Genomic DNA, 1,833 nt, shown 5'->3' on the forward strand with positions numbered 1-1,833 from the left:
CCCGCCTCCAGCCTATTTATATACTTATATATTATTCACTTTTTTCATGCAAAACATTAGAATTTATGATAAAATATCATTATGTTGTTTCGACGTATTTAAATAAAGAAATGGGAATTGTATGAAAAAAACTTCGAATGAATACATTGCTATCGGGCTCATGCTGTTTGCCCTCTTTTTTGGTGCGGGAAATCTGATATTTCCTGCCTTTATGGGACAGAATTCCGGCTGGAATACCTGGTATGCCACGGCAGGATTTCTGATCACCGGCGTGGGACTGCCTTTTGCTTCGGTGCTGGCTATCTGTTTTTCCGGGAAAAATCTGAGGGAGCTGGCCGGACGGGTGAGCCCGCTATACGGCATTCTTTTCAGCTGCGCCCTGTATCTGACCATCGGGCCTTTCTTTGCCATTCCCCGGACTGCCACGGTGTCTTATGAAATCGCCATTTCCCATTTCCTTCCTGCTGACATAAGGGACCTGGGGCTTTACGGATTTGTATTTCTTTTCTTCCTTCTTTCCTGGTATCTGTCCATCAGCCCTTCCAAGCTGGTGCCCCGCATCGGCAAGTGCATTACGCCCATGCTTCTCTCTTTCCTTTTCATCCTCATCGCCGCTTCTCTTTTCCTGCCCATGGGAAGCTGGCAGGCGCCGTCTTCTGCCTATGACACGCCGGTGAAGGCCTTTTCTTCGGCTCTGCTGGAGGGCTACAATACCATGGACTGTCTGGCGGGCCTGGTGTTCGGCGTCATCGTGGTGGAATCCATCCGTCTCTACGGCCTGTCTTCCAATCGTGAAATCGCCGGCGCTGCCTTGAAGTCCGGTCTCATTTCCACGTTCTTCATGTTCCTCATTTACGCCGCCCTCTGCACCCTGGGCGCCTCTTCGGTGTCCGTGCTGGGCCACGTGGAAAACGGGGCGCCTGTGCTGGTAGGGGCTGCGTCTTTCTATTTCGGACCTATGGGCAGTCTCCTTCTGGGATTCATCGTCATCCTGGCCTGCCTCACTACCTCCATCGGCCTCATCGCTTCCTGCGCCGCCTATTTCCACACCCTCCTGCCCCGCTTCTCCCATAAGGCCTGGGCCACCTTCTTCACGGTCCTTTCCTTTGCCATCGCCCTCTTCGGTTTGTCCGCCATTATCAAAGGCGCCATTCCGGTGCTCCTTTTCCTCTATCCCCTGTCCATTTCACTCATTGTCCTCACTTTCCTTCATGACTTTTTCCAGGGCAGCCGGAAGGTGTACGCGCTGGCCACCCTCTTCACCATGGTCCCCGCTCTTTACGACGCTTTGAAAGCTGCGGGCCTCTCGGTGCCTGCCATGGCCCGCTTTATGGAATCCCTTCCCCTTTCTTCGTCCAATATGTCCTGGATCCTCTTCTTCGCCGCCGGCTTCCTGCTGGGTCTGGTATGGGAAAAGGTATCGGAAATCGCGGAAGATACGGACACGCCTGCGGCGTGAGGGTTCAGAAGGTTCAAAAGGTTCAGAGGGTGGAGGTGGCGGCTTCGCCGCAGATTTTAAAAAAGGGACGCGGCTGACGCCGCGGGTTGTGTAGAAGGGTTGCATCGCTTCGCTCAAGGGGCAACGGCCCTTCGGGCCGAGGGTTGTGGTATCGCCCTTACGGTGCACAGCGAACACATTTTGAAGGAGCGCTAGCGACGCGCAAAATGTAGTGAGTCGTTTCCCCTTTAGGGGGCGATAAGTATTATAATGCCGCCTTTCGGCGGTCACGTCCACATCGCATATCATAATCATTCTTACCCTCGTACATCCCTTCGCCACTTCGTGGCCCTCTTCCCCTAAAGGGGACGCAAGAACGTTACGGGATTTACTTT

Annotated in this window: 1 protein-coding gene; it reads left to right on the forward strand. The window is 53.5% G+C overall.

From position 1 onward, the window contains the following. Nucleotides 1-121 precede the first annotated feature (121 nt). Nucleotides 122-1,459: a branched-chain amino acid transport system II carrier protein gene (brnQ, locus tag HMPREF9453_RS05080; RefSeq protein ID WP_008859490.1), complete on the forward strand. Its 1,338-nt coding sequence runs from the start codon at nucleotides 122-124 to the stop codon at nucleotides 1,457-1,459. Nucleotides 1,460-1,833: the final 374 nt, after the last annotated feature.

The sequence above is a fragment of the Dialister succinatiphilus YIT 11850 genome, assembly GCF_000242435.1.
Lineage (GTDB): Bacteria > Bacillota > Negativicutes > Veillonellales > Dialisteraceae > Dialister > Dialister succinatiphilus.